This window comes from Clostridiaceae bacterium HFYG-1003 (assembly GCA_024579835.1).
Lineage (GTDB): Bacteria > Bacillota > Clostridia > Clostridiales > Clostridiaceae > JG1575.
The window spans coordinates 20,042-44,269 of record CP102060.1; the positions used below are offsets into that span (position 1 = coordinate 20,042).

21 protein-coding genes, 1 tRNA gene and 1 riboswitch are annotated in these 24,228 nt (G+C 49.6%); of the genes, 7 read left to right on the plus strand and 15 right to left on the minus strand.

The features are described 5' to 3' along the window. Window positions 1-17 precede the first annotated feature (17 nt). The 6 genes from pglX to NQU17_00125 all read right to left on the minus strand — a co-directional run bounded on the left by pglX (window position 18) and on the right by NQU17_00125 (window position 9,176). Window positions 18-3,614 carry a BREX-1 system adenine-specific DNA-methyltransferase PglX gene (gene pglX, locus NQU17_00100; protein UUM12002.1) on the minus strand — a complete coding sequence of 1,199 codons (3,597 nt, stop codon included), beginning with the start codon at window positions 3,612-3,614 and terminating at the stop codon, window positions 18-20. A gap of 11 nt (window positions 3,615-3,625) precedes the next feature. Further along, window positions 3,626-7,204, minus strand: a complete 3,579-nt coding sequence (brxC, locus tag NQU17_00105; GenBank protein UUM12003.1) for a BREX system P-loop protein BrxC — start codon at window positions 7,202-7,204, stop codon at window positions 3,626-3,628. Window positions 7,205-7,214: 10 nt separating this feature from the next. Further along, window positions 7,215-7,793: a DUF1788 domain-containing protein gene (locus NQU17_00110; GenBank protein ID UUM12004.1), complete on the minus strand. Its 579-nt coding sequence runs from the start codon at window positions 7,791-7,793 to the stop codon at window positions 7,215-7,217. Further along, window positions 7,793-8,395, minus strand: coding sequence for a DUF1819 family protein (locus tag NQU17_00115; protein UUM12005.1), 603 nt, complete (start codon window positions 8,393-8,395; stop codon window positions 7,793-7,795). The genes NQU17_00110 and NQU17_00115 overlap by 1 nt, the downstream gene beginning before the upstream one ends. A 41-nt stretch (window positions 8,396-8,436) precedes the next feature. Further along, the gene (locus NQU17_00120) at window positions 8,437-8,646 is read right to left on the minus strand and encodes a helix-turn-helix transcriptional regulator (protein UUM12006.1); all 210 of its coding nucleotides are present in this window, start codon (window positions 8,644-8,646) and stop codon (window positions 8,437-8,439) included. Window positions 8,647-9,086: 440 nt separating this feature from the next. Then, a tRNA-Ser gene (locus NQU17_00125) sits at window positions 9,087-9,176 on the minus strand. Between the two features lie 258 nt (window positions 9,177-9,434). Here NQU17_00125 and NQU17_00130 point away from each other — a divergent pair. Next, entirely contained in the window at window positions 9,435-10,304 is an 870-nt protein-coding gene (locus NQU17_00130; protein UUM12007.1) for a M23 family metallopeptidase, read from the plus strand. A gap of 132 nt (window positions 10,305-10,436) precedes the next feature. Here NQU17_00130 and NQU17_00135 read toward each other — a convergent pair whose 3' ends face one another. The 9 genes from NQU17_00135 to NQU17_00175 all read right to left on the minus strand — a co-directional run bounded on the left by NQU17_00135 (window position 10,437) and on the right by NQU17_00175 (window position 19,630). Then, window positions 10,437-11,570, minus strand: coding sequence for a M20 family metallopeptidase (locus NQU17_00135; protein UUM12008.1), 1,134 nt, complete (start codon window positions 11,568-11,570; stop codon window positions 10,437-10,439). Between the two features lie 75 nt (window positions 11,571-11,645). Next, a complete protein-coding gene (dapD, locus tag NQU17_00140) occupies window positions 11,646-12,353 on the minus strand; it encodes a 2,3,4,5-tetrahydropyridine-2,6-dicarboxylate N-acetyltransferase (GenBank protein UUM12009.1) in 708 nt (235 codons plus the stop codon). Continuing rightward, window positions 12,350-13,078 (minus strand): 4-hydroxy-tetrahydrodipicolinate reductase, encoded by a 729-nt coding sequence (gene dapB / locus NQU17_00145; protein ID UUM12010.1) that lies wholly within the window; start codon window positions 13,076-13,078, stop codon window positions 12,350-12,352. The genes dapD and dapB overlap by 4 nt, the downstream gene beginning before the upstream one ends. After that, on the minus strand, window positions 13,078-13,971 hold the full coding sequence (gene dapA, locus NQU17_00150) for a 4-hydroxy-tetrahydrodipicolinate synthase (protein ID UUM12011.1): 894 nt from the start codon (window positions 13,969-13,971) through the stop codon (window positions 13,078-13,080). Before dapA ends, dapB begins: the two co-directional genes overlap by 1 nt. Beyond that, a complete protein-coding gene (locus NQU17_00155; protein UUM12012.1) occupies window positions 13,968-14,960 on the minus strand; it encodes an aspartate-semialdehyde dehydrogenase in 993 nt (330 codons plus the stop codon). The genes dapA and NQU17_00155 overlap by 4 nt, the downstream gene beginning before the upstream one ends. Continuing rightward, window positions 14,947-15,759, minus strand: coding sequence for a diaminopimelate epimerase (gene dapF / locus NQU17_00160; GenBank protein ID UUM12013.1), 813 nt, complete (start codon window positions 15,757-15,759; stop codon window positions 14,947-14,949). Before dapF ends, NQU17_00155 begins: the two co-directional genes overlap by 14 nt. A 14-nt stretch (window positions 15,760-15,773) precedes the next feature. Further along, entirely contained in the window at window positions 15,774-16,976 is a 1,203-nt protein-coding gene (locus NQU17_00165) for an aspartate kinase (GenBank protein ID UUM12014.1), read from the minus strand. Next, window positions 16,973-18,280, minus strand: coding sequence for a diaminopimelate decarboxylase (gene lysA, locus NQU17_00170; protein UUM12015.1), 1,308 nt, complete (start codon window positions 18,278-18,280; stop codon window positions 16,973-16,975). Before lysA ends, NQU17_00165 begins: the two co-directional genes overlap by 4 nt. Before the next feature lie 125 nt (window positions 18,281-18,405). Continuing rightward, window positions 18,406-18,549, minus strand: a riboswitch (Lysine riboswitch). A gap of 409 nt (window positions 18,550-18,958) precedes the next feature. Continuing rightward, window positions 18,959-19,630, minus strand: coding sequence for a hypothetical protein (locus tag NQU17_00175; GenBank protein ID UUM12016.1), 672 nt, complete (start codon window positions 19,628-19,630; stop codon window positions 18,959-18,961). Between the two features lie 364 nt (window positions 19,631-19,994). Between NQU17_00175 and NQU17_00180 the strand changes: the two genes are divergently transcribed. From NQU17_00180 to NQU17_00205, 6 genes are all read left to right on the plus strand, one after another. Beyond that, window positions 19,995-20,942, plus strand: coding sequence for an EamA family transporter (locus NQU17_00180; protein UUM13434.1), 948 nt, complete (start codon window positions 19,995-19,997; stop codon window positions 20,940-20,942). A 328-nt stretch (window positions 20,943-21,270) separates the two neighbouring features. Continuing rightward, window positions 21,271-21,819, plus strand: a complete 549-nt coding sequence (locus tag NQU17_00185) for a hypothetical protein (protein UUM12017.1) — start codon at window positions 21,271-21,273, stop codon at window positions 21,817-21,819. 110 nt (window positions 21,820-21,929) lie between these two features. Beyond that, window positions 21,930-22,271, plus strand: a complete 342-nt coding sequence (locus NQU17_00190; protein UUM12018.1) for a hypothetical protein — start codon at window positions 21,930-21,932, stop codon at window positions 22,269-22,271. Then, window positions 22,264-22,731 carry a hypothetical protein gene (locus tag NQU17_00195; protein UUM12019.1) on the plus strand — a complete coding sequence of 156 codons (468 nt, stop codon included), beginning with the start codon at window positions 22,264-22,266 and terminating at the stop codon, window positions 22,729-22,731. Before NQU17_00190 ends, NQU17_00195 begins: the two co-directional genes overlap by 8 nt. A gap of 53 nt (window positions 22,732-22,784) precedes the next feature. After that, complete coding sequence (locus tag NQU17_00200) at window positions 22,785-23,081, plus strand: hypothetical protein (GenBank protein UUM12020.1); 297 nt, start codon at window positions 22,785-22,787, stop codon at window positions 23,079-23,081. 145 nt (window positions 23,082-23,226) lie between these two features. Further along, a complete protein-coding gene (locus NQU17_00205) occupies window positions 23,227-24,165 on the plus strand; it encodes a metallophosphoesterase (protein ID UUM12021.1) in 939 nt (312 codons plus the stop codon). The last annotated feature ends 63 nt before the right edge of the window (window positions 24,166-24,228 follow it).

Consider the following 24,228-nt stretch of genomic DNA (forward strand, 5'->3'; position numbering starts at 1 on the left):
CCCAGACCCTCCTTTCGTCAGATTTTTGCCAACACATCAAGCTTCTTGCCATCTCGATCGGTCTGAACTTTTTCGTAGTTGATTTTCACACCATCATCTAAATCAATCGATGTCCGCGCTAAAGCAAGATGAGCAATTTTCTCATCGTATTCTTTAGTCTCCTGAAGTTGCTTAATCAGTTTCTCTTTACGTTTTGTTGCTGCAGCTACTTCCCGGGCATCTTTACTAATTTCGATGGCGTCCTGCATCCTTGCAATTTCATTTTCATAAATTCGTTGCACCCTATGAAGATAATCAATTCGAAGATTACCAATTGTATTTTCATCGTATCGATGCATATAAACTAGGCCCTTAAAACCATTCTGCTTGCCACTATCAAATAGCCAGTAGATTGGTCTTTTCTGATATATCTTGCAATGATCCTTAAAAAACTCTTTAACAAAATAATTTCTAATGACTTCACGAGAACTGTTTCCATTATTATCTAAGGCAGTGGCGATAAAATTGAGGTTATTTTCTAGCGTATCTTCGCCAAAAACTTTTTTTACAAACTTAATAAATAATCCAATTATATCATCCTTAAAATATTCCTCATCGGTAATCGGGAGTATATTGTCTTTGTCTGGAATAAAAGAATAATATTTACTGTCATCCCACTCTCCACCGGCATATGCTAATCCGTCAGTATCTAGACTATATCTTCCAAACAAACAACCGACTGCATATGAAATAAATGATCTGACATCTCTCTTTAAATCAGCACGTCGTACTGTAACATCATCTTCGCATACATCTGAAGTCACCTCATCATGTAATCCATATAAGTTAATAAAAAGGCTGTTCAGTTCTTCTTCATTTTCTTTCATCTTAATAAATCGATGATAACTTTCATTTTTCCAATTCTCATATGCAGAGTATATAGTTAATCCATTTACTAGTGGATGTTTTCTAAAATCCCAGCTAATTTCAAAGCTGTCCCAATCACTTTTAGAAAGCTCTATGTTTAAATCAACAATTTCACGTACCTTATCAACCAACACAGGATCAATTTTAATAGGCAAGTCAGCAACATTACCCTTTTGAAAATTCATTGTCGGATTTAAGGCCGAGAGATAATGAAATGCAGTATTTGAATTCAGAAATCCTAAGTAAAATTTGACGTATTTTGTGTTAGTTATAGATGCAAAACTACCACCTGCATCATATAAGAATCCTTTTTGAGTATATCTAGCTGAAAACCGATATGAGGATAAGGAATTCCAGCATATATTCTCCTTGAATATGTATTCTAAATTGAAAGCATGTGCAGGGATTTTCCCATTTTCATCCTTGTATGTACGCATAAATTCTCCATCATTATGCCAATTAACAACACAATCATTATTTCCATACCATCGTCTGAATTCTCCCCCTTTACTATATGGAAACCAAGTCGCTGAGGTCATAACTGCTTCTTCTCTTGAAGCACAACTAAATGCTGATTTATTATTAGCAACTTCATGCCATAGCCTAACAAAAATTTCATTATTGCCAGTTATCATACCTGCTCGTGTTGTATTTATATCTCCGAATTTTTTGGAAGTATCGTAAATTCTGGATGCTTTCTCCGATAGCCAGTAAGACAACGGTGTTCCTGGTATAACTTCGAAGTTCTTTTTTGTTGAATAAAAGATATCCCGTTTATTTAAATAAGCAGTTTCTTTTTCAGATTGGCTTCCATAACTTAATAGTTTGCAAAATGTTGAAATATAATTCTTTGTCAGTGCCTTTCTTAGTATAAATGAAGTTGTTTGAACAACCTCACCTCCAATTTCTTCAAATGCTCTTGCTCCTAAATGAGCCATGTTCATAATGTCATTTCGCAGAGTCTTTAATCTTAAATTCTCCAAACTGGATAAAAACATCCACGAATGCTGTGTTATCATAGATTGAAAACAATTCGGTTTTGTAAATGCATTACATCGTTCTATAAATACAGCGAATAAATCAACTTTTGAGTCTTTGTAGTTATTCTGTATATACTCAGATAACTGTTTACTCATACCCTTATTGCTCATATAAGGGGGATTGGTTACAACTATGTCATACTTGCGAGCCAAGACTTCACCAATTTCAATTAACAAACGTAATTGTTCTCTTGTTACTTCAATACCTATCGTATCTAGCGACATTTGTCCTTCTGCGTCAATTATTTTAATAAAATTTCGTAGAAGCTGCCAATTGAAGTTTTCAACGCTAATGATAGATCCGAATTCCTTCGCATCCGTTAAACAATCTAGAAGACTCCGCATCTGAAGTAAGGCGGTGTTTTTTTCTATGGTACTCAAACCAGCCCCAAAGTACTTCAGCTGGCTTCTGTCTATGTCATTACTCTCTTTTATGGCATATAAATGGCAGATCGTTTCTCCATTTAGGATCCTTCTGTTATATTGTCGTGCTTTCATCATTACTGCAAAATAAGCTAGCTGATAGGCGCGATTATCAATATCTAAACCATAAAGATTTTTTTCTATAATGTTTTTAGCAGCATCACGTTGGCTATATCCGTGACTTTCATATATTTGCATCAGAACATCAAATGCGTATACCAAAATATGCCCACTACCCATTGCTGGATCAATGACCTTAATGTCTTCGGGTTTTATGGCCTTATATTCTTCTCTAATTTTATCTAACTCGTTTTGAACATCGTCTTCCTGTTCGGCTTCATCCATGAAATATTTCCAAATTGCTTTCAACTCATCGTTGGGATGGCCTTCAAGCCATAAGCGTCCAAGACTATTCTCAACCATGTAGCGAACAATCCAATCAGGTGTAAATAGCTGTGTTGCTGCAGGAATTCGCTCTTTCGTTATTTTGACATTCTTCTTTAATAGAGCAAAAGTTTCATCCTTGGGCTCAGTATTGTAATATTGATAAAGCCATCCTATAATTTCAACCTGTCCCTCTTTGGATACATTGAAATCACCTTCATCGATATCATTAACCAGGTGATATATAACGCCTTCTTTGTCTGTGAATGAGACATTAAGAAGCAATTCAGTATAGTCACTTGTTTTTTCAAACAGCTCAGGCAGATTAGCATTTAGAGCATTGCATTGTTTAATGAAAAGCATTCGAAAGAGTTCATCCAGCTTGTTTTCATGTTTCAGCTGAATGATTCTATCTTTTTCATAAGCAGAATAATCAAGACTTGCTTCCAAAGCAAGGGTAACTAGATCCGGCTCCGCCTTTCCGTTGCTTTCAGAAGAAAGGACACGAATACGTGTTGGTAAATAGTCATTTACTTCCATAAAGCGGATGGCTATTAATCGATTGAACCAAGTATAGGCGACTTCTTCAATGACATTCTTATATGCTGTGGCATAATCACTTTGCGTGGCTTTCCTTTCTATTTCCTCAACCAATTTCTTACGTTGCTGGATTTCTATGCCAGTTATAGAGCTTGGCTCTTTGGTTCCAATATCAAAAAACTGAACCGTCTGAGTAGACTGCGGAAGCGGACTTTTAATCCCTTTTTCTGTAATCCCCAAAAGACCCGCTTTATAGCTGATGTCAGCAATGAGCTTATTTCTCGCCCATATCGCAAAATTCTTGATCGCTGTCTTATTCATGTGTATCCCCCTTAGAACTCAATGTTAATGATAGTATCTTGTTCGAGCTCTTTCATGATTTGTTCTCGTAGTTCGCTGATGTATTTATCAAGATCCTGCGCGGATTCTATCTGCCAAGATGAAGTCAAGCTAACATTCTTTATGCTGATGCTCTTCTGTTTTTTGACTGGCTTTGGATCACCACCATCATTACCATAAGGCGGCGAATCTTCAGCAATCTTTTCATCTTTCTTAGCCATCTCATTAAGTAGCCGCACTTTAAGCGCATCCGCTTCAATCTTTACATTCTGAAGTGTTGCCACATTATTGCAGGTGGTCGCTTTATCATGGATCTCTCTAAAAAGCTTGAAGTATCTATCATTCAATTCATCTTTGTATTTCTTGGTATTTAAGACTTCAAATACTCGAACCTTAGCATCCTCAATTGACTTGAGTATTGGAGCCTCCATTTGAGTCAATACTGCCATGTAGGCATCTCTGAATTGACTTAATAGATCGGGCAGTTTTGGAATATCGCTGTAGGGCATATCCTTTTTCAGAATTGCCTTGATTTCCCGGACTGTTTCCTCAACCTTATCGTCTACAATGAAGGTCTTGCTGTCATCGTAGATTTTCATCATCTTTAAGGCATCTTCAAAGATTTTCTTTTGCTCACCCGTAAAGAATGCTTTGACTGGTTCAAAATCCTCAGCAAAATCCAAGAAGTCGTCACGGTCTGAATAAATCTTCTTGAAGAATTCAGATGGGGATTGGATCTGGATGATTGCTCTTAAAAGTCCTTTGCCAGAAACGACAGTTTTCTTCCCCGGGAAGCTATGGTTGTTAAACATGATTTCAATCTTTTCCAACTCGGTTTCAAGGCTGTTGCTGTAGCTTTGGAAAGACTGCATCATGGAATCATCATCATCATTGACGCTGGAAACCCCGAAGAGTTCTTTCATGACTTCACGGACGGCCTTCTTTTCTTCGATGCCAGCCTGCTGACGTCTCTCTGTCAGAAGTTTTTCTACATATTCCTTCTTGGTGATGTAGCGGATGATTTCATCTTCGGACTTATTAAGAAGGGTAACTGCCGCGCCATTGACAGTCAGTGCGATGTCTCCATTTTTAAACAGTTTCGCTACGAGCCATTCCACATCATCTTCCACAAATCCATATGGAGCTTTCATGAACCGGTCCATCAGACTCTTCATTGAAGTCTTGGTGTGCATAGAGGAATTCGTTGCGATAAAGCTCAATACATCATGGATCGCATGAGCATTTGCTTCCTTGCCGCCTTCCAGGGCAAAGGACTGCTGATTAGATGTTTTGAAAAGCGCTCGAATATTAGCTTCGTTCATGGCAACATCAATGTATGAAAGCTTATGATAGACGGTGGAGACCAGTCGCCCCAACGCATCATTGATACGGGCGGAAACCTCTTTCGCGCTAATTTGAGCCCGATCGCCGTTGACGTAGATCGCTGCATTCTTCATAGATTCCTGCAAGAATAATTTGGCATTTCCATTTCTCTCGCGCATTTCAATCCGCTTGGCTTCTTTGATCTGCTCAAATTTTGCCAGCTTATTGGATGTTGTCAGTCTTAAGTACTTCTCTATCTTAAGAGCACTTCTAAGCTCATTAAGGAACGCTGAATCATTTGGGAGTACTACCAATACTTCCTTGCCCTGGCCGGACATCATACGAAGTGTTACATCATCATCCCCATACTCAGAGCTTGGCGTCAGAATGCGAACACCAATGTCATTGTTCTGATTGGACTTATAAGGACGATCATCTACGATCTGATTAAAGGCAAAATTATAGCGACCATTGTGTTCCGGATATCGATATTTCTTGTCGCTAAAGATGTCCTCAAATATGATCTCTGAGGCTTTGCTGATTACTTCAGCCATTTCAACATTCTGGTTTTCGATTTCGCGATTGATTTCCTGCTCTTCGTCAGTGAGGAAGACATAGTTGTCCCCATTCTTCTGGACAAGCATCTGACGAACCAGTATCTTCAATGCTTCTTCGACGCGCTTCTTCAAGGCAATACGATCTGTATCGATATCGGAGATCATCAAACTGGTAATGTTATCGACATTTGCGGTGATCTCTTTGACGTACTTGATCATAAAGAGTGTCTTCAGAACATTGACATTAAAATTGTCTTCTTCGTTGTCGGGGTTGATATAGCTGTTATCAGCTGCCCTAGAAATAACGCCTTTGTGGCTGTGGTCCAGGAACTGATGGAGTGCATCATAGAAAACGTTGAAGGGAATCAGCGCACCATGCTCACGATCCATGAGCTTCATGGCAGATTCCTTGAACAAAGCGATCATGGAACGCTCGCCTTCGGACAAGTGTTTACCGGAAGCACCATGGGTACGGATTGAAGTTAGTACACTGGCTAATAAATTGAACTGATAGGGTACGAAGGGATAGACCAAGGCAAAATCATGTTCGTTGGCATAGAGCTTTTTCTCCACACCATCATTAAAAACGATCAGGTTCTTAATGATGGTGGATTTCTGCTCGTAAAGCAGCCGCAGTGTCTGCTCGGCAGTGGTTGACTTGTCCAGGATTCTTTTCTTGATGACTTCGTCTACATTGGCAGACGACAAGGAGAGACGTGTGTCAAAACGCCCCTGGATTTTCGAAAAATCTTTGCCCTTCACTTCAGTTATAGAGTCAATATCCTGCTGACTAGTTACAACAACCCACACTTTTCCATGGCAATAGGTTCCCAAGTCCTCTGTGACAGTTTGTAAATTTAGCATAAGTTCACTGTCATTACCTATATACTGTCCAATTTCATCAACCAAGAATACTAAATGTTGGTTTTGACCATTGTTGTCCAAATGCTCTTTGACCATTTTCGCAAAGTCTTCGATACTAATTTGGTATGGCTCTATGGCTTTTTCGCACCAGTTGCGAGCAGCAGCTTCGCTCATGAATCCCATGTCTTCCAGAACGTCGACAATGGTATCCTGGATGAAATCAAACTTGTTTCTGGAATCGATCCAGGGCTTGCCAAACTCATCTTCAAATTTCTCTTTGAATTCGTCATAATGACCTTGCTCCGTGAGCTGTCGTTCCAGATCTGCCAGGGCAGGAATCGATCCGCAGAAGCCCTGCATTTCGTTGAACACTTTAAGAAACACCGATACAATAGCATCCTTCGATTTTTTACCTACCACTTCACTCTTGGAGTCAATGTTGAAAAGCACTACATCTGTTGGTACACTCGCCGCCAGTTTCATGTCCGCGAGGACCATGGGATCAATAATCTTCTTGTCATCTATGAAATAGTCAATGGCTTTCTTGCCGTTGACTTCCTTGTTTTCAAGTAAGTAAGATAAAATCTTTAAGAAGTGGGATTTACCGCTTCCAAAGAAGCCGGAGATCCAGACACCCATTTTGTCAGTGTGCCCGTTGATTCCTTTTTTGTAACTGGCGAAGAAATCCGTAAAGTGCTTTTGCAGCTCTCTGGTGACCACATATTCTTCCAACTCTTGTTTGATATTCTCATCATCCGCCTGACCAACTTTGATGACACCTTTGATATCACGGTCAATGGGCTTTGCAAACATATCTTTGATAAACATTTTCATCCCCCTAATCTACCAGCTTGAAAGCTCTATAGTAGTTATCGTCTTTTATTGTTGAGAAAAGGACCAGTTCCTGGCCATCATATTTTCCTGGATAAAACAGCACCACCGGTACACGATCCAGTGTCTGGTGCAGGTTATTCAGAACCTTATGGGACCGCAGGATCGGATAGCACTTACCGATTCCCACAAGAAACACCACTGCATCCTCGGGTGTATGTTCCTGGATGTGCTTTACGATCAGGCTATCCGCATCATTGATTTTCAGAAGGTTTCCCACAGATTTAATGATCCGGTCGAATCCTTTTTTCTTTTCAAACTGATAGACCTGCTCCAGAAAACCTTCCTTTTCCAGGATATCGATGATGATGTCGTAAAGGTCGAACACTACCAGCTCGAATCCATCCGTACCCCGGGAGTTCTTGTTTTTCATATAAGCAACACGTTCTCTGACAATAAGCTCTTTTTCTGCCGGGTAATCAAAGACGTAATAACCGACTTCGTTGCCTAAGCCCTTGTTTTGCCGGAAGCTTTCGCTTTTGATCAAGCGTTCGGCTATATCCAAACGTTCTTCCAAACTTGCCATCATCTCACCCCCGTCAACGCACGGAGTGTCATTTCCATGCCGCAGTCTTTGAGCTTTTGTTCCAGTGTACGATCGAGAATGGGCTTATTAATCTTTCTCGATCCAGTGGATCGCTCTAAAATGCCTGATTCCATCAAGACCGTTCGATAAATTGTCCCCAATCGCTTCAGGGTATAATCCGTCCACTTGGCAACGCGCTCATTCTGGACCTGCTTATCTTTAAAGAATATGCTGATGTCGCTGTCTGAGATTTCATCGATCCCAATGATCAGTTTTTCACGGTAGACTTCATACATGAAGTCAAAAAACAGCGAATCACTCTCCATGATCGCGATCAGAGCGATAAGCTTCTGGTTTGAAACATCACATTGTTCAAACAAACCATAGAAGCCTTGATCCAAGGCTTTAACCCGCGAGGACACAGTATTGAAAATCTGGATGGCTCTGGCTTCAGTGGGAGCCGAGAAAATATTTTCTTTTAGATTCAGTTTTTTTATTTCAGGTAAGGTTTTGCCTGCATTCAAAAGGCTGATCATTTTTTTATATTCTGAAAACCAAAATGGCAGTTTCACCATTCCGGCACTATATTCCTTTCTTGGCATTCCTGCGCCTCCTGACAACAAAATTTTGCTAAAGTAATAGCCTACTTTTGGGTAGGCACAATTTCCATAATATCCCCAAAATCACAATCAAGCACTCGACAGATCTTAATGAGCACTTCCATGGAAACATATTCATTATTCGAAAGTTTAGTGAGGGTGTTTGGACTGATTCCTGTAGCAAGTCGAAGATCCGTTTTTTTCATGCTTTTATCGATCAGAAGTTTAAATAGTTTGTTGTAGCTGACATCCATAAATTCACACCTCGTTTATAAGGATTATAATACATTGCCTAACCATTCGATTATATCATTTTGACTTCCCAAAGGGCAGAAAAATGTATAGATATTTGCGATATCCTCTTTAAAAATCGTTTTTTCTATATAGCATTATGATTATAAATGCGAATATCCATTGACAAGACATTAAAAAAGCCGATGAGAAAGACTTCTGCCATCATGATTGGTTTCTCATGAGAGGCTATTATCTTCGGCACATTAACCATCGTCAAAGGTTTATTCCGCATATCTTGAACTTCGCTCAAAGAAAACTCGGATGACCATTGATTTGGACCGTATACCGGTCACGATGGTCGCCTGATTTCTGCGATTGAATCTTGTCATTGAAACACATTCGCCTCGCAAATGGATAAAAAGCAGAGGCATTCCTTGCAGTAAGGAATGCCTCTGCTTGATGGCGGAAGCGGTGGGATTCGAACCCACGGAACCCATGAGGTTCAACTGATTTCGAGTCAGTCCCGTTATGACCACTTCGATACGCTTCCGTATTTAGTTTTCATCTCCCTGGAAAGGGGAGATGAGATGGACGGGTGAATGATCTTGCACCAGCGTCAAGATTTATTATAATGGCAAAGTGGGTGGGGGGCAAATATTATTTCTGATTTTTCGCCAAATGGCGGGTTTTCCTGGTTTTTGGGATGGGTTTGAATGGATCTTCGAAGGTTGAAGTTCCTTCTTGGATATTTACAACGGTTTCAGTACAGGGTAGTATGGAATGGAAATCAACCGAAGGGGGGTCTGACATGAAAAAAATACTGGCTGCCGCATTGCTGAGTCTGGTATTGCCGTTTACGGCACAGGCCTCCGTGCTGCCTCAGGACTATGGCCCGAATCAGGGCGGCATGGTTCAGTGGGAGAGTGATCTGTATTTCTTCCGGCTCGATCAGCCGGTCTGGGAGGATCTGCTGACCAAGAACCGTTCCTACTGGGAAACGAATGAACGGGACCTGGAACAGGCAGTTCGTGACCTGGATCAATCCATCACGTCAGCCGCAGCCGAGGCGAAGGGTCAGCTGGAATCTGAGAAGGCAGAGAAACAGTCAGAGCTCCGACGTGCCCGCGAAGCCGTTCTGCTCTACCTGTCAGAAGAAGCCAAGACAAAGAACGATCTGGTGCTGCTGACGGAACGCCCTGATAAGAATTTTCTGGATCCCCTGATTTTTCCGGCCGGTGAATACCAGACCGAAGCTCAGAAGCTTCTGGAAGAAACCTACAGTCTGCCCTGTGCCGGGAAGGAAACCAGTCCCTTTGGCTGGCGCATTCATCCCGTAACCGGAATTCGAACCCTGCATGAAGGCATCGACCTGGCCAACGGGGAAGGAACTCCGATTCATGCGGCCAAATCCGGCATCGTCACGTTTGCCGGTTTCAACGAAATTTCCGGCAACAACGTCCTGATCCGGCATTATGACGGTCAGCAGACCTCGTACTATCATATGTGGAAGCTCAAAGTGAAGCGCGGCCAATATGTGCACCAGGGCGATGTGATCGGCCTCATGGGCACCACCGGCCGATCCACCGGCAACCATCTCCACTTTGAGATTCGGATTAACGGCGCTAAAGTGGACCCCGCTCCCTATATCTATCAGGGCACCCGCTGGGAATGGCGCTGACGCGTTCTCTCTCTACATTCGACGATCCATGAACCAGGCCGCAGAACCCGGAACCTCCGGGATCTGCGGCCTGTATTTGTGCTGAGTGCTTTGTATTCCTTTTTTTCTTTTTTTTGTCAGTCAAGCCTTTGCTCAACCTTCCAGTATCAGGCCCAGAATCCGGAGGTAAAGCTCAATGCCGCGCAGAAGGACGGCCTCGTCAAAGTCAAACAACGGGCTGTGCAATGGATGAGTGAAGCCTTTCTCGGGGGATCCTGTGCCAAGGAACAGGAAGACCCCGGGGAACTCCTGCTGATAAAACGAAAAATCCTCCGCCAGCATCAACGGCTGGAGCATTTCATAATCCGGTGGCGCCAGCAGACTAATCAGTTCATCCACCAGCGCGGTATCATTGCGCACTTCCGGATAGAAATCCCGGATGGCCAGATCGGCTTTGACTCCGAAGCTCTGGGCGATGCCCAGGGTTTTGGCTTCCAGCTGCTGCTTGATCCGCTCATAGGTCAAGCGGTCAAAGGCCCGGATGGTTCCCGTCAGAGCGGCTTCCTTCGCCACCGCGTTGCGCACCTCGCCGGCCTGGAATGTCCCGATGTTGAGAACGGCCGGGGACAGGGGGTCCAGCGATCGGGACGGAATGAGATGGATCTGGCTGACCAGGGCCGCCCCGGCCGCCAGGGCATCGATGCCCTGATGCGGCTGCCCGGCATGGGCACCCTGCCCCGTGAGCTGTATGTCGAACTCCCCGTTGCGGGCCATAAAGGGGCCGCGGGCCAGACCGAATTTCCCTTCCGTCAGACCGGGATAGAGATGGATGCCGTAGATTCGCCGGACCTGAAGTTCCTGCAGAATCCCTGATTCCACGATCAAACGGGCACCCCCCGGGCCTTCCTCCGCCGGCTGGAAAATCAGCACCACAGTCGAATCCGGCACAGGGCCTTCCTTCAGCACCCGGGCAAAACCCATAAGCAGAGCCATATGGCCGTCGTGACCGCAGGCATGCATCCGTCCCGGATGCAGCGACGGGAACCCCCGGTCCGTCCCCTCCGCCACCGCCAGAGCATCCATGTCTGCCCGGAATGCTACCGCTTGTGCCGACTTGCCAGGCAGTACCGCGATCCAGCCGGATCGGGCCGCCGGGATCGGCTCATAACCCAGTCGAATCAGTTCGGCATGAATCCAGCGTGAGGTCTTGGGCAGATCGAATCCCAGCTCAGGAATCCGATGCAGTGTCTGTCGGGTCTGCCGAACATATTCCAGTAACCCTTCCATGGCATCTCCTTTCAGCAGGGTTTCACCCGGCTGGCTGCTTTATTTCTTAGCTTCATTCTGATATCTTCTGCCGTTCTAGCGCAGATCCTCCAGGATCTTCGTCTTCTCCGCGGTCTGCTCGTCCTTCTGCTTGATGACCTTGGCCGGCGCTCCGGCGACGACGGCATCGGGCGGGACATCCCGGGTCACGACGGATCCGGCGGCAACCACCGCGTTGGCGCCGACGCGGACACCTTCCAAGATCACCGCGTTGGCTCCGACCAGCACCCCGTCTTCAATAATCACCGGGGTGCTGGAAGGGGGCTCCAGCACCCCGGCCACGACGGCACCCGCGCCGATGTGGCAGTTGCGGCCGATGGTGCCCCTGGCACCCACCACCGCGTTCATATCCACCATGGTGCCTTCTCCGATGACGGCGCCAATGTTCAGGACCGCGCCCATCATGATGACGGCCCCTTTGCCGATCTGGACGAATTCCCGGATATGGGCGCCCGGCTCAATGCGCGCGTCCACTGCCCGCAGATCCAGCAGGGGAATGGCGGAATTGCGCCGATCGCATTCCACGACCTGATCCTTGATCCGGTCCCGGTTCGCTTCCAGAAACCGGCCAACGGCTTCCGCTTCTCCAAAGAGGGTGTAGGACGGTCCTTCGCCGAACACCCGCAGACCGGTGAAGTCGGCTTCGGCCAGGTCGCCTTTGACGTAGAGCTTGACCGGCGTCTGGCGAACCGCGTTTTTAATGTAAGCCGCAATGGCGTAGGCATCGCTTAAAAATTCATTCATGACTCATCCTCCGGGCGGAACAGATCCGCCATGCCGTAAAGTCCGGGTGCCTGGTGCAGGATAAAGCTCGCGGCTTTCATTGCGCCGCGGGCGAACAGCGCCCGGGATTCTCCCCGGTGGGTCAGTTCGATGGTTTCCCCGTTCAGCGCGAACAGCACCGTGTGCTCTCCGACAATGGTGCCGCCGCGAACGGCGTGGATTCCAATCTCTCCCGGCGTACGCGGCGCCTGACCGCTTCGGCCATGGACGACTTTGGGATCAACGCCCCGGGAGGCCTCCTCCAGCAGAAGCAGAGCCGTTCCGCTGGGGGCGTCCAGTTTGCGGCGGTGATGCCGCTCAATGATTTCAATGTCCGCATCCTCGCCGAGCAGACGGGCCGCTTCCCGGACCAGGGCGCGCAGAGCATGGATCCCCAGGCTCAGGTTCGCGCTCTGAAACAGGGGGAAGGAAGCCGCCGCTTCATGGATCTGAGTTACGGCCTCCGGGTCAAAACCCGTGGTGGCGAGCACCAGGGGCGTGCCATGGCTGCGGCAGTAATCCAGAACTTCCGGCAGGGCATCCCGGTGCGAAAAGTCAATGATGACATCCAGGGGCGGCCCCTCATGCTCCGCCAGCGGCCGGCCGGTATGGAATCCCAGAATATGGGTATCAGGCTCTTCGCTGGCATAAAGTTCGGCCATCACCCGGCCCATATGGCCGGTGCTGCCGTGGATTCCAAGGATCATCAGGCACCTCCCTGGGCCAGCAGCCCATAATGAGCCAGTGTCTCCGACAGGGTCTGGCGGTTATTCGGGGCCAGTTCCACCAGAGGCAGCCGGAAGCCGCCGACGGGTCGTCCCATCAGATTCAGCGCTTCCTTTACCGGCACGGGATTGGTCTCGATGAACAGATCCGCGATCAGCCGGTCGTACTCCGCCTGCAGAGCCCGGGAACGATCCACATCGCCTGCCAGATAGGCGGCCACGATGTCATGGGTCGCCCGGGGGGCCACGTTGGACAGTACGGAGATGACGCCGTGGCCGCCCTGTTCCATGAAGTCGAAGATTTCGTTGTCGTTTCCAGAGTAGACTTGGAAGCCTACCTTGGCCTGGGCCAGAATCTGGCCGCAACGTTCGGGGTGGCCGGAAGCTTCCTTCAGCGCAACGATATGGGGCACAAAGGACAGCTCAATGACCGTTTCCGGCAGCAGGTCCACGCTGGTCCGCCCCGGCACGTTGTAGAGAATGATCGGAATCGAAACCGCTTCGGCGATGGCCTTGTAATGGGCCAGGAGGCCTCTCTGGGAGGGCTTGTTGTAGTAGGGGGTGACCAGCAGCAGGCCGTCCACGCCCAGTTCCTGGGCCGCCACGGACAGCGCGATCGAGTCCTGGGTGTTGTTGGATCCGGTTCCGGCGATCACCGGAATCCGACCGTTCACCGTCCTCAGGGCGAAGGCGAACAGCTCCAGTTTTTCTTCCTTGGACAGGGTGGCCGATTCCCCGGTGGTTCCGGCGATGATGAAGGCATCGGTGCCCTCGGCGATCTGCCATTCCATCAGATCCGCCATTGCCGGATAATCAATGGTTCCATTCTGAAAGGGAGTTACGATGGCAACTCCGGCGCCATTCCATAAATTCATGATCTTGCCTCCATGCATTTCATTAAAATCTGTACCGCGTTGGTCGCGGCCCCCTTGCGGATGTTGTCCGCGACGGTCCAAAGGTGCAGGGTGTTGGGGAAACTGTCGTCGGGACGGATCCGTCCCACCAGGACCAGGTCCTGGCCGCTGGCCTGACGGGCCGTGGGGTAATTCTCCGGTTCGATCCGCAGCCCGATTCCCGGGGCGGCGGCCAGCGCTTCATGCAGCTGATCCAAATCGAAGGGCCGCTTTGTCGTGACATTGATGGCGACGCTGTGGCCGTTGCGGACCGGAACCCGGACGCAGGTGGCGCTGACGGCCATGGCGTCATCACCCAGAATCTTGCGGGTTTCGTCGATCATCTTCTGCTCTTCCTTGGTGTAGCCGCTGGGCAAAAACACATCAATCTCGGGCAGGCAGTTGTCGGCGATGGGGTGACGGTAGAAGGCGGGCTTCTCGCCGCGCTGGGTTCTGGCCAGATCGGCGGTGCCGCGGTAGCCGGATCCCGACACGGCCTGGTAGGTGGTATAGACAACCCGGCTGAGGCCGAACAGGTCATGCAGGACCTTCAGGGGCAGGACGCTCTGGATCGTGCTGCAGTTGGGATTGGCGATGAGATGGTCCTGGGGGCCAATGGCATCGAAATTGACTTCGGGCACCACCAGGGGAACCGCCGGATCCATGCGCCAGGCACTGGAGTTGTCGATGACGGTGATGCCGGCTTTGGCGGCCAGCGGGGCATATTCAGTACTGACGGAACCGCCGGCTGAGAACAGGGCGTACTGGAACCGGGCGGGATCCAGCGCCTGCGGGGTCAGAAGCTCCACCGTATAGTCGCGTCCCTTGAAGCTAACGGTCTGACCGGCCGTACGCTGCGAGGCCAGCAGCACCAGTTCGCCTACGGGTACATCCAGATCCTCCAGGACCTGCAGAAAGGTCTGGCCGACCATTCCGGTCGCACCGACAATTGCTAAATTAACACGTTTCATTTTCCATCTCTCCTTTTCCAATTCGTACGGCCGGTCCGGTGAGCCAGAAGCGTTCACCGGTCTCTACGGTGAGGCTGCCGCCCGGAACGTTAACCTGGGCGGTGCCTTCGATCAGACCGCGGCGGCTGGCCACGGCGACTGCGGCGCAGACGCCGGTGCCGCAGGACCAGGTGTAGCCGACGCCTCGTTCGTAGGTCCTCACCGTCAGGTGGGTCCGATCCTTAACCTGAACAAAATTCACATTGATTCGCCGGGGGAAGAACGGGTGGTGGCACAAGGCATCGGCCTCCGCCTCCGGAATGTCGCTGCAGGTGAATGCAACGGCGTGGAGTGTGCCCATGACCAGGATCTCCAGTTCATAACGCCGGCTTCCGGCCTCCAGCTCCAGCACTTCGCCCGATGGCACCGGGCGGATCGTATCCGGCGGCTCCACCGCAAAGACCGGGGTGCCGATTTCTACCCGAATTTCCTCATAGCCGGCGCTGACATCGACGGTCAGGATCCCGGCCCCGGTTTCCACGGTGAACTCCGTTTTTCTGACCAGGCCGGTTTCATGCACGTGCCGGGCAAAGCAGCGCAGGCCGTTGCCGCACATCGGAGCGGGCGTCCCGTCCTGGTTGAAGTACAGCATCCGGATTTCAGCCTGCTCGGACGCCGTCGGGACCAGGAGCCCGTCGGCGCCGAAGCCGAACTGACGGTGGCAGAGTCGGCGGGCCAGAGCTGGGAGCTCTCCGGCTGGCACCGGATCTAGCGGGACGATGAAATCATTGCCTGTCCCATGGTATTTGACAAACCGCATGGCGTTCCCTCCCATTACAAATCGAAGGCGCTGGCGATCGCCGCAACGGCCGGTTCCTTGTACTTCTCGGCCATGGTGTAGGAGATGGAGATCTCCGAGGTGGATACCTGGCGGAAGGGGATTTTATGGTCGGACAGGATCTGGAACAGCCGGGCGGCTACGCCGCTCTGGGTACGCATGCCGGAGCCCACCACCGATACCTTGATCAGGCCGGTTTCGATGTCCATGGATACGCCGGGCAGTGTCTGAAGCAGGTCCCGGAGCAGTGCTTCCACTGCCGCGCGGTCCAGCGCCGGAGCGGTGAAGGAGAGGCTGACGGTGCCGTCGGCCATGGGGATCTGGGAGATCATGTCGATGTTGATCTCTTCTCCGGCCAGTCGGGTAAAGACTTCGGCGACCTGGTCGGAATCCATCGGAAGGTTCCGAAGGGTGACCATCATGATGTGTTCGAGAACGGATAAACCGGTGATGCTGCGATGTTCCATGGATTTTCCTGCCTTTCTGATATAGGTGCCGGCGATGTTCTCGTGGGCCGATGCCACATAGATTTCAACGCCGAAGTGCTGTGCGATGTCAACGGAGCGGGGTTCCATGACCTTGGATCCCAGAAACGCCATTTCTTTCATTTCTTCCCAGGTGATTTCCTCCAGCTGGCGGGCTGGGGGAAAGAGGCGGGGATCGACCCCGTAGATTCCGCTGACGTCGGTGTAGATCTCGCAGCCGCAGCCCAGCTTGGCCGCCAGGGCCACGGCCGTGGTATCGGAGCCGCCGCGGCCCAGGGTGGTAATATCACCGGCTTCGTTGTAGCCCTGGAAGCCGGCCACCACGACCACGTTGCCGGAGGCGAGCTGCCGTTCCACGGCCGTGGTATCAATGTCCAGAATCTTGGTTTTGGTATGCAGGCCTTCCGTCAGGATTCCGGCCTGAAAGCCCGTCAGCGAGATGGCCGGTGTGCCCAGTTCCTGGAGGATCATGGCTAACAGGGCGATGGAAACCTGTTCTCCGGTGGAGAGCATGACGTCCACTTCCCGCTTGGAGGGCGCCTGGGAGGCTTCGCCGATCATGGCCAGCAGCTGGTTGGTGGTCTTGCCCATGGCGGATACTACCACCACCAGTTCTTCGCCCTGGAGCGCCCGGTCCCGGACATTTTGGGCCACATTCCTCATCTTATCCAGATCCGCCAGCGAGGATCCGCCAAATTTCAGTACTTTTCTCATTCGTGATATGCCTCCTCGACATCGTTTCGGATCAGGTCTTCATAGCTTTCACGCCGCACCGCCAGCCGGCTTTTTCCCTCGTGCACCAGCACAACGGCGGGGCGGGGGAGGCGATTGTAGTTGGATGCCATGGAGTAATGGTAGGCACCGGTGCTGAAAACCGCCAGGAGTTCGCCGGCAGCCGGTTGAGGGAGGGGGATGCCGCGGATCAGGATGTCGCCGGATTCGCAGGCCTTGCCCGTTACCGTATAGACGGATTCTGCCGGGGCCTCAACCCGCTGGGCCAGGACGGCCTCGTAGCTGGCCCCGTACAGGGCGGTTCGGATATGGTCGGCCATGGAGCCGTCGACGAAGACGTAGCGGGTGCCGCCATAGGTGGCTTTGGTGCCGCCGACAGTGTAGAGGGTGACACCGGCTTCGGCGACGATGGAGCGTCCCGGCTCGATGAGGATCCGGACCGGCGGGAGACCGCGGGCTTCCAGACCATCGGCGATGAGCTCCAGCAGCTGGGGCAGAAAGGCTTCGGGTTCCAGGGGTTCGTCGCCGCTGACGTAGCGGACGCCGAAGCCGCCGCCCAGATCCAGAACCTTGAGGGAAAGTCCCGCCCGGGACAGGTCAGCCAGATAGTTCAGCATGACCTCGGCGGCGGAGGCAAAGGAATTTGCTTCAAAGATCTGAGAGCCGATGTGGCAGTGCAGTCCTTCCAGTTCCAGGGAGGGCTGATTCGCCAGTTCCCGCAGAAACCGGGCGGTGTCAGGCTGGAACATGCTTAATCCGAATTTGGAATCATTCCGGGTCGTGCTGATGTATTCGTGGGTATGAGCTTCGATGCCCGGATTGATCCGGACCAGCACCCGCTGGCGTCGTCCGGTGCCTTCCAGGAGGTGGATCAGTCGGCTGGCCTCGGTTTCATTGTCGAGAATGATGCAGCCCACCCCTGCGTCCAGCGCCTGAGCCAGCTCCGCCTCTGACTTGTTGTTGCCGTGAAAGTAGATCCGAGAGGCATCGAAGCCGGCGGACAGTGCTGTATAGAGCTCTCCGCCGGAGACGACATCCAGCGACAGGCCTTCCGCTTCCAGGATCCGGACCATGGCCTGGCACAGGAATGCCTTGGAGGCATATAGTACTTCGCCCTCCAGCCGGGATCCGGTCATGGCCTGGCGGTATGCCTGCATTTTGCTACGCATCCGGCCTTCGTCCATGACATAGAGCGGCGTGCCGTAGGTCCGCGCCAGCTTGCCGGCTTCCACCCCGCCCAGCACCAGTTCTCCATTGTGTTGTTCCCATCGCTGTGTCCAGTCCATTGGTTTGCCTCCTCTAAAAAATCGGTAGATTGTCGATCTCATTCTGGTGGTTCAAGATCCCGGAAATATAGAAAAACCGTGAGCGAATGCCCACGGTTATCCAATAACACCATGCAATCGCCCGACCTCGTGGAAGCGCTTCTCCGGACCATTGGGCAACGATCCGGAAACAGTGACATGCTTGTTCAGCATGCCCCCAGCACTGATGCTTCGGCGCCAGCCCCTTTCCCTTCCGGTACTCTTAACATGGCGCAACCTCTTCTCACAAAGCGAATTCTTAAATTGGCACAAGTTTACGTTTTTACTGGAATTGTGTCAATAGGTTTTCCTTGAATTGGTTGAATAATTATGAATATTGCAATTTCCGGGGAGAAGAGACTGCGTGTAATCGATGTTCAGATTCAGGAAATATGCAGGTTGATTAATCCGAAGATTACGAGGAATGTCAATAGGTATTCAGCTCCGAAGATGGATATTTGACTCAAAGACAAAAATGCAGCCCGCCAATCGGAGAATGGTTCCGAATGATGGGTTGCATTTTATTAGGATTAATATCATAATTATTCAGTGTGACGGACTCAAATTAAGGAAGGACGATCTGCAGACGAACCGAGTCATACGGCCAATCAATCTGCAGTCATAACCCCAGTCATTCTTCCAGATAACCTGCCGGAGGGATTAGCTCATCAGCGGAACTGTTCCGTGGGTCAGGTAGAAGTTGCAGAAGAAGGCGGCGATTCCGATGATGAAGAGGACCAGGACATAGAAAAAGAAGTTGGGGACAATCCGTTTCTTTTTCAATGTGGAGGCCCGTTTGCGGAAATGATCATTGAGGTCCGCGACGAAGGCTTCGTCATAATGAATATGGTTGTCGATCTCGATCCACTTGTCGGCGTCCCGGATGATCAGGGCATTGCGGTAGTTGTTGATCTCCACTGTGCGGCTCAGCTCACTGCTGGGGAAGATTCGGTAGCTGCGGCCGGATTCCTTCAAATATTCATCCAGTTCGCGGGTCACGTCATCCAGATCCGCTCCCATCAGAATGATCTTGTCATAGGTCAGGATATAGATGTAGACCCCGAGGAAGATCAGCAGCATGGTCAGACCGATGGGTGTCATGCCTTCGCCGGAGATGGCGATGGTGAACAGGACAAAGGAGAGCAGGAAGGGAACGACATACAAATTAACATGACTCTGATTGGTCATGTAGATGGTTTTTTTGGTTCGGTAAAAATAATAGTCGACGGCCAGAACGGCCAGCAGGACCAGAAAACTGATCAGAAGCAGGACGATGGTATGAGTCATTTCGGCACTCCAATCGTTGATGGTTTTTCTGTCCTCATTATACAACAGGAAAAGATTGGTTCCAATGATTCGAAAATTCGCAGTTTCAGGGAATTCAGGTTATTTGAGTAATTCAGGTTATTAGGAGAATCCAGGAATCCAGGAATCCAGGAATTCAGGAATCGGGAATCGGGAATTCAGACATTCGGGATTATGGGAATTCGGATTTCCTGGAATAGGAGGGATTTGGAAAATCTGGGAAAAGTTAATATCCGGATAGGGAGATACTCTGAATTGGGAAATTTCTGGATTTGCCGGATTTCATTTGGCAAGACCCAGGCTCACCGGTTCCGACTGGTGGTATGATGATTAATAGAACGAAAGAGGTCAGGACATTGGCCGGAAACGGAGTCCGGCCGGGGGGTAGATGATGAAGCAGCGCAGCTTAAGTTTGAGGGATTTTTTACTGATTTTGATTGTGGTGATTTTATGGGGCTGTAATTTTGTGGCGATCAAGATCGGCCTGTCCGGTTTTCCTCCGCTATTTCTGGTCGGAGTTCGGTTTCTGCTGGTCTTCTTTCCGGCCTGCCTGTGGATTAAACGACCCAATCTGCCGTGGCAGTATCTTTTCAGGTATGGTTTCTTTATGGGCATTGCGCAGTTTGGCTTCCTGTTTTACGCCATACAGATCGGGATGCCGGCCGGCATTGCTTCGGTACTGATTCAGGCTCAGGTCATGTTTGGACTGCCCCTGGCAGCGCTCCTGCTTCATGAGAAAATCACCCGGATCCAGATCGGGGGAATCCTCTTGTCAGTGTTCGGCGTCCTCTATCTGGGCGGCGTGTTCCAGAGCGACCGGACTCTGCCGCTGCTGCCGTTTTTCCTGGTGATCCTGGCTGCGGCCAGCTTCGGTGTGTCGAATGTGGTCTATCGCCAGATCGCCGAGTACAACATCAAACAGGGCAAACGCACCAGTTCTCTGGAAGTTCTGGTGTGGTCCTCGCTCTTCATTCCGCTTCCCATGTTCGCTTTGTCAGCTGTCCTGGAAACTCCGCAGGTGGTCTTCAACGCCGTGATGCAGCTGAAAGCACCCGCTCTCCTGTCCCTGGCCTACATGGTGATCCTGTCCACTTTCATAGCCTATGGCCTCTGGGCCAGCCTCATTGGGAAATATTCTGCTTCCCTCGTGTCGCCCTTCTCCCTGCTGGTTCCGCTGGTCGGAGTCCTGGCCTCCGTCACGCTGCTCCACGAAACGCTGGACACCAGACAGATCACCGGAATGGTCATCACCATCGCCGGCCTTGCCCTGGCCAATCTGGGCACTCGCCTGGTCAGCCTCTGGTCCAGCCACTCTCAGAAGGAACACCCCGCCCATTAATCTCATGCCTGTAAGATATAAATACTGATCTTGTGATAAAAGCGCCTGAAGCGGTTGTAAACTGCTCCAGGCGCTTTTTCTGCGATTCAGTGTGCCAGTGCGCTGGCAAACAAGCCGCATAGAATGAATCGGTTCAAAAAAGTTAGGAATAGATATTAATTCAGCATTTTGGGGACCGTAATGGGGTTAATAATTATTATAATTAAAGGTTCTTTTTTAAGAAAAATGTCCATATAATAACATACAATTGAGCTGTAGAAAGAAGTGAATATATGGTGCGAAAAGTTGAAATGATCACAGTTCATTAAATGGCAGAGGAGCGAGTGAAATGACATTAGCAGGTATTAATCAAATGGGGCGCAGGAACAGGTATCGAGGCGAAGCAATCGTACCGCCGGTTATCGAAGACATTCTGCGAAGGCTTAATGACAGGATATCGGAAGGATTGGAAGGTTGTGTCCGAAAAAATCCAGTTATCGATGATGCTCGGATGTCGGACGGATTGGATGAGGCTGATCCGGATCGTATCGTCGATGATGTTTGGACTGAAACGGACCAAATCCATCGTCAGGGCAATGGATCCCCTTCCGTTGATGGATTCAATATGATTCCATCTTCATCCAATCGGCGGGGATGCACCGAGCTCCTTGTCACCTTCTGCTTTCAGAATGACAGCTTTGAAAAACGACTGCTTGAAAGCCTTGATCATGTTTCCAAGCACTGCAGGAATACGAAAGATATCTATTTCATCACCACGAAATGGAACTCAGCGATTTTTGAAAAATATGACGGCTATCTGGAAATGGTGAGGGATACCCCGTTGAACATCGTATTCATATACGTAGGTAAAGAAGGCTTTGTGTGGATGCCCGAATAGGCAATGTATCACTGAATGGATTCCCGGGATCGGTACTTGAACGGCAGCCGCTCCCATGATTTTGTGGAATATTAGTAATAGATACTACACCATGACAGGAGGGAAGGAGAATGACAGGAACCAGTCAACAGCCATCGGAATCAAACGGGATCGAAGAAGAAAATGTCTGGGATGATTCCAGCAGCTTTGCGGTGCAGGAGGATTGTCTGCCCGATGGCCGAAGCTTTCAGGCAGAAATGTGGGGAGAAGCGGGATATACCTTTCTGACCTACCGGTTCCCCGTTCAGGGTTTGGAACAGTACTCGAAAAGCCAGGTTGTCGATTATCTTGAAACACAGGGTGTCCCTATCGATCCTGAGAAATTCCCCGTAGACAACATTCAGCTGCTGCCGAATCATAAAAACAGCGATTTACTGGAATTGACCCTGACCATTGGTGAAAGCGATGACTGAGGCAGAGCTTAACCAGATGAAGCATCAGAAGGTATGTGAGTTAAGCCTGACGGGAACTCCAGAGCAGATCAACTCGCTCCTGGATGAGGGGTATGAGGTCACAGGCATCGTGCCGATTCATCAGACTTCCGGCGGCGCCATCTATACCAGAACCAGAGGCAATTATGTTCTGAAAGTACTGGTGCTCCTCTCGCCCTCTGATCGCCGGACCCGAATGGAATTTAAATTAGTCACCCGGAACAACGGATACACCAATGAGTTCAACAAGCTGCTGGAATCCCGGAACGAGCTAGGCTATTGGGCCCGATTTGTCCTGCCGCTGGATGTCTTCCTGGATCCGGAAGCCCGTGCCGGAATCGGGAAGGGGACGTATGGATTTGCCGTTTTTTTCATTAAGGACCAGGAAACCGAAGAGAGGGCCCAGACTGAGTCAGGGATGAGAGCACAAGGCCCGGAATGAAGAGCTGGACTGATGTGCCGGGTAATAATCAAAAAGAATCGAAGGGGGTAACTATGGATTATCGTGTGGATAATGAGACGCTGCTGCAATGGTTGGAAGAAGGGAAAGAAAAAGGTGCTTCTCACTGCCTGATCGTGTGCGATACATGGGACTATGCCGAGGGATTCGAAGACTTTCCGGTATACGTGATGCCCGATGAGAATGTCGATGTTATCAAAAAGAAATATCCTCGCGGCGGAATCGAAGTGTTCGTGGCACAATTCGATCTGACCCATAATCTGAAAGAACAGGCCGGCAGCTACGATCGAAATACAGGCTTCAAGTATGGAGACCGTTTGTTTGACATTTAGGTACTGAGTCGGAGAGAAAAGAGGGATTCAAGACACTACCAGGGAAGACGATCCCTGGTAGTATTGAACTGCGGAATAACCTGAAGCAAATGAACGTGTTTTGTGGATAGAATCTAATCAAATGTCAAATGGCTGAGGAGACAGAATGAACTACGATATTATCGGGGATGTGCATGGCAGGTATGATGACCTGGTGGAATTGTTGAAGAAGCTTGGGTACAGAGAATCAAGCAAGGGATGGCATAAGTCTGGGCATATGGCGATCTTTCTGGGGGATCTGGTCGATGGCGGTCTGCAACAGGTGAAGACCGTGAACTTAGTTCGAAGGATGGTCGAACATAATGATGCCCATTGCATCATGGGAAATCATGAATTCAATGCCATCGCCTGGGAAACCCCGGATCCGGAGGAACCAGGAGAATTTCTCAGAAAACACACTTCACAAAATCAAGAACAGCACCAAGCTTTTCTGAACGAGGTAGTGAACCAGCCAATCCATGGGGAGCTGATCCAGTGGTTCAAGACACTGCCACTTTGGATGGATTTTGGCCAGTTCCGGGTTATCCATGCCTGCTGGCATGAGCCCTCAATGACCAGGTTGAAGCAGAATAATATCTCTAAAGAAGGATGTCTGCATGGGGTGCAATGGATCAATAGCTCACGAAACGGTCATCCGGACTTCATTGCGGTTGAAATGCTCTGCAAAGGACCGGAAGTGAAACTGCCGGAAAATTATTCCATATTGGATCGGAAAAAGAATAAGCGGAAGCAGATGCGAATCAAATGGTGGGGGGATGACTTCAAATCCTACCGTGAGGCAGCCCTGATCCCCAGCCCGCAGATGGATAAGATTCCGGATGCTCCCCTGGTGAATCGACCGGATTTCATCCCATATATAGGACCACCAGTCTTTTTTGGCCATTATGGTCTCCTGGGTCAACCGGAGCTGTTCTCAGAGAAAATCGCCTGTGTAGATTTCAGCCATGAGGACAGAAAGCTTCTTACTGCCTACCAGTGGGGTGGGGAAGATACTCTAATACAAAACAACATCATATACATTGAACCGAACGAAAGTTATGAGTAATTCTCAGGAAGAATGATCGATCCAAAGAAAACATCGATTTATGATATGTTACACAGAAGATGA

Bases quoted from the DNA above. Each gene is read 5' to 3' on its own strand.
- pglX (UUM12002.1), bottom strand. From the start codon at position 3,614: ATGAATAAGACAGCGATCAAGAATTTTGCGATATGGGCGAGAAATAAG.
- brxC (UUM12003.1), bottom strand. From the start codon at position 7,204: ATGTTTATCAAAGATATGTTTGCAAAGCCCATTGACCGTGATATCAAA.
- NQU17_00110 (UUM12004.1), bottom strand. From the start codon at position 7,793: ATGGCAAGTTTGGAAGAACGTTTGGATATAGCCGAACGCTTGATCAAA.
- NQU17_00115 (UUM12005.1), bottom strand. From the start codon at position 8,395: ATGCCAAGAAAGGAATATAGTGCCGGAATGGTGAAACTGCCATTTTGG.
- NQU17_00120 (UUM12006.1), bottom strand. From the start codon at position 8,646: ATGGATGTCAGCTACAACAAACTATTTAAACTTCTGATCGATAAAAGC.
- NQU17_00130 (UUM12007.1), top strand. From the start codon at position 9,435: ATGAAAAAAATACTGGCTGCCGCATTGCTGAGTCTGGTATTGCCGTTT.
- NQU17_00135 (UUM12008.1), bottom strand. From the start codon at position 11,570: ATGGAAGGGTTACTGGAATATGTTCGGCAGACCCGACAGACACTGCAT.
- dapD (UUM12009.1), bottom strand. From the start codon at position 12,353: ATGAATGAATTTTTAAGCGATGCCTACGCCATTGCGGCTTACATTAAA.
- dapB (UUM12010.1), bottom strand. From the start codon at position 13,078: ATGATCCTTGGAATCCACGGCAGCACCGGCCATATGGGCCGGGTGATG.
- dapA (UUM12011.1), bottom strand. From the start codon at position 13,971: ATGAATTTATGGAATGGCGCCGGAGTTGCCATCGTAACTCCCTTTCAG.
- NQU17_00155 (UUM12012.1), bottom strand. From the start codon at position 14,960: ATGAAACGTGTTAATTTAGCAATTGTCGGTGCGACCGGAATGGTCGGC.
- dapF (UUM12013.1), bottom strand. From the start codon at position 15,759: ATGCGGTTTGTCAAATACCATGGGACAGGCAATGATTTCATCGTCCCG.
- NQU17_00165 (UUM12014.1), bottom strand. From the start codon at position 16,976: ATGAGAAAAGTACTGAAATTTGGCGGATCCTCGCTGGCGGATCTGGAT.
- lysA (UUM12015.1), bottom strand. From the start codon at position 18,280: ATGGACTGGACACAGCGATGGGAACAACACAATGGAGAACTGGTGCTG.
- NQU17_00180 (UUM13434.1), top strand. From the start codon at position 19,995: ATGAAGCAGCGCAGCTTAAGTTTGAGGGATTTTTTACTGATTTTGATT.
- NQU17_00185 (UUM12017.1), top strand. From the start codon at position 21,271: ATGACATTAGCAGGTATTAATCAAATGGGGCGCAGGAACAGGTATCGA.
- NQU17_00190 (UUM12018.1), top strand. From the start codon at position 21,930: ATGACAGGAACCAGTCAACAGCCATCGGAATCAAACGGGATCGAAGAA.
- NQU17_00195 (UUM12019.1), top strand. From the start codon at position 22,264: ATGACTGAGGCAGAGCTTAACCAGATGAAGCATCAGAAGGTATGTGAG.
- NQU17_00200 (UUM12020.1), top strand. From the start codon at position 22,785: ATGGATTATCGTGTGGATAATGAGACGCTGCTGCAATGGTTGGAAGAA.
- NQU17_00205 (UUM12021.1), top strand. From the start codon at position 23,227: ATGAACTACGATATTATCGGGGATGTGCATGGCAGGTATGATGACCTG.